Source organism: Nostoc sp., from assembly GCF_036919555.1.
GTDB lineage: Bacteria > Cyanobacteriota > Cyanobacteriia > Cyanobacteriales > Nostocaceae > Nostoc.
In genome coordinates this window covers 23,763-30,179 of sequence record NZ_JBALCS010000113.1, presented here as the reverse complement: position 1 = coordinate 30,179, position 6,417 = coordinate 23,763, and the positions used below count along the sequence as shown (strand labels likewise).

At 40.5% G+C, this 6,417-nt stretch carries 3 protein-coding genes; 2 read left to right on the top strand and 1 reads right to left on the bottom strand.

All coding sequences use genetic code 11. The features are described from left to right. Nucleotides 1-521: 521 nt before the first annotated feature. Nucleotides 522-2,933 carry an FAD-dependent oxidoreductase gene (locus tag V7K36_RS31245; protein WP_335121642.1) on the top strand — a complete coding sequence of 804 codons (2,412 nt, stop codon included), beginning with the start codon at nucleotides 522-524 and terminating at the stop codon, nucleotides 2,931-2,933. 4 nt (nucleotides 2,934-2,937) lie between these two features. Here the strand turns inward: V7K36_RS31245 and V7K36_RS31240 are convergent, their stop codons facing one another. After that, nucleotides 2,938-4,005: an NAD/NADP octopine/nopaline dehydrogenase family protein gene (locus V7K36_RS31240; RefSeq protein ID WP_335121640.1), complete on the bottom strand. Its 1,068-nt coding sequence runs from the start codon at nucleotides 4,003-4,005 to the stop codon at nucleotides 2,938-2,940. Between the two features lie 1,001 nt (nucleotides 4,006-5,006). On the opposite strand from V7K36_RS31240, the gene V7K36_RS31235 reads away from it, so the two are divergent. Beyond that, the gene (locus V7K36_RS31235; RefSeq protein WP_335121638.1) at nucleotides 5,007-6,266 is read left to right on the top strand and encodes a substrate-binding domain-containing protein; all 1,260 of its coding nucleotides are present in this window, start codon (nucleotides 5,007-5,009) and stop codon (nucleotides 6,264-6,266) included. Nucleotides 6,267-6,417: the final 151 nt, after the last annotated feature.

Below are 6,417 nucleotides of genomic sequence, written 5' to 3'. Positions count from 1 at the left end.
GTTTGGGCATATTTACAGCGATCGCGTTTTGCAGGATAACGAAAGGGACTACTTCTAGTTTATGCCCAAACCACCTTGGCGGTTGCTATATATGCAATTTTAGATTGAAATCAATCGATAAAAATTTTTACTCCAGATTTTCGCTATTGCTCGTAACTTTACTCTCAATTCGTATCGCGATCTAAGTTTTTAAAATATGGCTCAAGGTCAACGACTATGTTCGTTTTGACTAGACACACTCAAACAACTTTTTAGAATGAAATAGCCCTGCTCTTAATGGTGCTGTGTATACGTATCTACAGCTTATGCCCTCAGAGCTTTTTTTAATCGCCACTCATTTTTCCCATTAGTAATCCTGTTTAGTTATTAACTTAAAATTATTGCTAAATAATACTCATAGCAAATGTCAAAGGCTAAGAATTTATTAACCCTATAACAAACCAAAAGTGACTGAATTAATATTATTAATGGACAAGCTAATGCTTTTGTTTTGTAGTGCAAAAAAATCGAGAGAATCTTTAATGAGCAACCGATTGCCGGACAATGATCTGAACATTTTAGTAATTGGGGCGGGAGTAAGTGGTCTAACAACCGCTATCTGTCTGAGAGAGGCAGGTTTTAGGGTTGTGATTGTTGCAGATCGTTTTGCCCCAGATTTAACCTCTATTGTGGCAGGTGCATTGTGGGAATGGCCACCGGCAGTCTGTGGTAGTCATGGTGCTCCCAGATCCCTGGAACGCTCTAAAGAGTGGTGCATGACTACCTATAATAAATTCAAGAAAATACACGCAGAGTTTGGTTCAGAAGAAACAGGAATTTATTTGAGGGATGCGTATTTCTATTTCAAGGATGTTTTGGAAAATCGACCTGCTGACCTTCGCAAAATGAATGAGTTAAAGGATAAGGTTGATGGATTTGAAAGAGGCTTACAGATTGTCAAAGAAACTATTGATTTAAGTTTTAAAGGAGGTATAAAGGATGCCTATAAACACATGGCTCCAGCGACAAATACTGATGTCTACATGAAGTGGTTACTTCAATACGTAAAGGATATTGGATGTGAGATTATCCAGGAAAAAATCACTGTCAATGTGGTTCAAAATGAACAGGAACTACTTCGTCGTTTTAATGCAAAGGCAATTGTTAACTGTGCTGGACTAGGTTCGATCGCAACTACAGGGGATACTTCTATGTATCCCTTGAGGGGCGCGCTTGTCAGGGTTAAGAATCTGGGGAAAGTTGTGACAGAGGCTCATTGTATTTCCCACGAAGAATCTTCTGCAAATGAGCAAGACATCGTTTACATAGTTCCTAAAGGGGATGATTTGGTGGTCTTGGGAGGATTAACGCAGCAAGACCAATGGAGTACAGACTTATCTCTTGAGGTTCCAATTATCCGACAGATGTATGATGGCTGTTTGGAGTTTTTACAGGAATTAAGAGAACTCCCCCTAGATGAGAAGGAGCCTGTTAGGACTGGTTTACGACCATTGACAGAGGAAAATGTTTGTGTGGAAAGGGTTTTAAACACACACGTATTTTATAATTACGGACATGGAGGGTCAGGAGTAACTCTGTCATGGGGATGTTCACAGGAAATTCTCCAGTTGGTACAAGAAATGCTCCGCGAGGAGGCAAATCCCGTTGCCTTGGACAGTAGTAAGATAGATAGCAATAAGCAGACTGTCTTTGTACTGCATGATATGCTTCCCAGCAAAACTGATTTTAGGCATATCCGATCAGATAAGAGAAATCTGGTTTTACTCTGTAGTAGGGAAGGACTCAGTAAGGTTATACCCTCCCAGTATCAGCACTTGGATCTTGTGCGGATTGTAGAACCTTATAATTTGCAAAATCTGCTTCAAACCTATCAACAGATTAAGACTGATTATAAACTTTTGGATAACAACTATCGGATTGTTACCAATGATGAGTATTCGGTGCAGTTAGCTGCACAGTTGCGTGAAGCTCTAAATCTGGTAGGCGATCGCCCAAGGATGATCCGCCAGTTTACCGATAAGAGTTACCTCAAATCTGCCCTAAAAAATTCTCTGATTCGGGTGCCAAAGTATCTGATTTTTGCTCAACACCAATACCGTAAAGAACCAGTTTCATACTTAAAGTTTCTTCTAGAAGAACTAGGTAATCACATCTTTATCAAACCAGTTATCAGATCAGGAAGTGAAAAAACTAGAAGAATTCATACTGTTGATGATTTGAAAGCTTGGTGTGACAGCAATGTAGATTCAGATGAAGAATTTGAATTCAATGAATTCATTAGAGGTCAACTATACAATACAAGTGTTGTCATGAAAAATGGTCAACCTTGTTATTTTGCTGCTTGCAAGCACTATCGACCTAATGATGAGTTCATTTATGGTCATCAAATCGGCAATATTGTTGTTAGAGAAGAAGATCCAGAATTTCAGAAACTTTGGCAATTTTCCATTGATACGTTACAAAGTTTAGAACATAGTTACCCCAAAAATGCTGTACTCAATATTGATTTATTCCTACAAGATGGTAGCGAAGAACCGATTCTGATGGGAGTAGCTACACGCTCCCCTGGAGGGCTTGTATCAAGAATGTTTGACATATATCAGGGGGTACGTCTAAACGAGTTACATCTTCAATTACAGATTGGTGATTCCCCTGACATCATTCTCAAGGATAGGAATGAGTGGAAGTACAGTGCTTCCTCGATTCATCCAAAGCAGGATGGTGTTATTACAGCAATTAAAAAGCCAATTCTCGAAAGTGATATGGAAGTTTCTTGGCAGATTTATTTGGAAGAGAGACTGAAAGTATCACAAAGTACGAGGGATGTTGCCATTGCCATTCTTTTGAGCCATCATGACTTTTCAACCCTTCAAGGAGATTATGAGGTAGCCAATTCTACCAATTTCTACAATACTAAGAAAGATTTTTTCTAGCAGGCTAAAGTTCTTGACTGATCTGATGCCGATTCAATTCCAGAAACTCAGCAGTCCACTCCAGAGGTATGTCAAGGAACTTATTTCCTATTGTGATGCAACTGTCCAGAAATGGTGTTTCCACTCCAGCGAGGCGAGCTAAAACTTGTAGGGGAAAACAGCCATAAGGCAGATCCTCAACCAAATAGCGGTGATGAGGGTTACACAGCGTCGTACTGGAGTAAGCTACAACCTGCTGCATATGTTCATAAAGGGATGATCCGGTGGTTCCGTATGCGATTTGATAGTGGCTTTTGATATCAATTAAGTTGAGGATTCCCAGTGCTTCACCCACTGCTATGCGATCGCGATCTAGGTGGTCAATGAGTCCAACAGTACGGGAACCAAGGTTATGATAGAGGTTGTAATCCTCACCAGATTCCCATCTAGCTAATGAAACCAGAAGCAGAGGAAGGTGGATAATGTCATTAACTTTATTGAGATTAATTTCTAAAACCGAAGCAGCAGCCCATAAATTACTAAACACAGCTTGGTAAGCGGTCACAATCCGATCTGTCATGGTTCGGTTCTGAGCTGCCACAAAGAACTTGTTGGTAAGCGTGCTAATCCTGATTTGATCCTCCGTATTACCGCGACTAACGAACGGAGTATTGTTGACATCAGCCACGGCAGGCAACTGCTCCTTAGCTATTCCTAGTCTCTGGAGTACCTTACAAAAAACCCGACCTGCAAAGCGACTAGCACAGAAAACCAGAATGTTCATTTGAGGATTGATATATTCAGCTAGAATCCTGGCATAGGGTTCAATGTCTTGACCGCGACAACAGATTACCACGTTCTGTGGTAGTCTACCACCATTTAGTGCCACTAATTCATAAATGTTATTAGAACAAGCTGCAACTGGATAACTTCCGGGAGAAACTGCTCCAATTGAGTGAATGGTTTTTGTCTGGGCAAGAATGGAACAACGACGAGAGAAAAGGTAAACACTATAGCCTTGATTACTCAAATAGACAGCTGTCGCTAAGCCAATGTGTCCTCTACCTACAACCAAATAGCTAGTCTGTAGCATCTGCCTATTAGTTTATCCGAAAACCATAAACAAGAATATCTTAAATTCACCATTCGCATAAGAATTTTGTCTGGGCTTTGCTGAATCCAAGTGTGAATTATGCGCTCGCCTCAAGGCTGCAAGCGTTGTGCGCCTGCATCGGCAAATAACCATATTTAAGATAATAACTACAAATTCTTATTTGGACGAAACACATCAGCAATCAATTTTCCAAATGCGATCGCTAATAAAAATCTGATGCTTAACATGTAGGTACGGGTACGTTGCACGAAAATATTTAGGCTTAAAATCGTTCATACACACGACACAATCAAAAAATTTTCTGTATTTATAAATACACTATTGCTAATGGGACTTAAACATTTTTTGGGCAGAAACAAGCCTTAAACCCATACAGAGCAAGGAAAATACACCAAAGGCTCAAAAATGCTTGAAACCCAGATATATCAAGAAACTAGACAAATCGATGTCAAAGTCTCTCTGTATATACATTTGAGGCTTTTTTCTGGCTAGTTTTTATCTAAGTCTCACTAAGAAAATGCAAGACAAAACTTTTTATTTTTTCGCAATTATTTTGGCGATGTGTATGGTATGCTTGCAAAAAAGGGAAAAAAATAGTAATAAACTAACAAAAAGTCAAGTAATTACTTGAATAAGCGCAAAAATAAAAATCTGGCAAGTATTTTGACAATAATATGTATACAAAATTACAAAAGCATTAACAGGACTTCCAGCAGAAAAGGCACACACTATAGCAATCCGATTTCATTCCTGAATCACTTATAGAGATAGGGGACGGACAAGAAAGAATAAAGGAAAGGTGTACTGAGTTTTTTCAAAAATCAAATAGGAGGCCTATAGAAAACCTTGCTATTACTTAGGCAGTCAATCATGAAAAATTTCACCATCAGTCATGAAAATCTGGCTTTCCCCTACACCCTTTGTTAAGTCAGATTAAATGTGTCCGCTACGGCTTTTTGTAACAACAGAGATACAGCCTCATGAAACAGGATATGAATATTTGCAATAACCTAAAGGCAATTAGGAATCGTCTGGGCATGAGTCAGCAAGAACTGGCTAATATAGCTGGCGTCACCCGTCAGACTATTGGTGCTGTGGAAACGGGACAATGTGCTCCTTCTGTTAGTATTTCCTTGCGTTTAGCTAAGGCGCTTGATTGCCAAGTTGAGGACTTATTCTGGCTAGGAGAGGAGGATTTACCCAAAATTGAGGCGATTCTTGTCGGTTCGACCCCTAACCTACGGCAATCACAAGTTAGTCTAGCGCGGATTGGGGATCGATGGATAGCTTATCCCCTATTAAACAGAGATGCTTTTCGCATCGAAATGATTCCATCTGATGGTGAGGTAGTTGCAGTGAATCAGCAAACTGCCATTAGCCTCAGTGATAGCGCAGCGTTAGCGTACCCCTGCGGGGAAGCAAGCTACGCGCAGCCTCTTGTAGAGAAGAACGAGCGTCATTCGGAGGGTGAAGCACAGAGCCAGACAGGTACAAATAAAGTCCTGGTTAGGCTTCTGGATGATATGGACAAACTGCATAATACAGTTGTGATTGCTGGTTGTACACCCGTGCTTTCGGTCTTAGCAAGAGCAACTGAACGCTGGCATCCAAAACTGCGAGTTCATTATCGTTTCGCCCATAGCAAGCCTGCATTGCGTAGTCTATGCCAAGGTGAAGTTCACATTGCAGGGATGCACTTATATGATCCCCAAACTGGGGAACATAACATTCCCTTTGTGCGGGAAGCTTTACCTGGTAGGAGTGCAGTTTTAATCACCCTTGGAGTTTGGCAAGAGGGATTGTTAGTCCCACCAGGAAACCCAATGGGAGTTAAAACAGTTTCCGACTTAGTAGAATTTGGAGCAACTGTTGTCACTCATGAAGTGGGTTCTGGCAATCGAATGCTTTTAGAACGGAAACTCCTTGAAGAACGAGTGCCATTCGAGGCTGTCAAAAGATTTGACCATATCGTTCACAACCATCAAGATGTTGGCTTATGTGTAGCCTCAGGAATCGCTGATGCAGGTATCAGTACAGCATCTATAGCTGCTACCTTTGGTTTGGGATTTATTCCCCTTCATAGTGCGCGATACGACTTGGTGATTCTCAAGGAATACTTGCAAGAAGCACCAGTACAGCAGTTTATCAATATCTTAGGAAATCGGCTAGTGCGATCGCAATTACAAATTCTTGGTGGCTATGACATCAGCAAGACTGGGGAAGTCATAGCAAATATTTAGAGTCATGAATAGCATGCTTGAAAAGCAGAAATACTTGTGGTGTAAGCAGTTTGCAATTGCTTGTCTAATTCAATTGGGTGTGAGGGTTTGAGGAGTGTATTTACAAAAACAATTTAGCTTTTTTTGGCAGAGTTTTGTGCTGTCCAGTTCT

Bases quoted from the DNA above. Each gene is read 5' to 3' on its own strand.
- V7K36_RS31235 (WP_335121638.1), top strand. From the start codon at position 5,007: ATGAAACAGGATATGAATATTTGCAATAACCTAAAGGCAATTAGGAAT.
- V7K36_RS31245 (WP_335121642.1), top strand. From the start codon at position 522: ATGAGCAACCGATTGCCGGACAATGATCTGAACATTTTAGTAATTGGG.
- V7K36_RS31240 (WP_335121640.1), bottom strand. From the start codon at position 4,005: ATGCTACAGACTAGCTATTTGGTTGTAGGTAGAGGACACATTGGCTTA.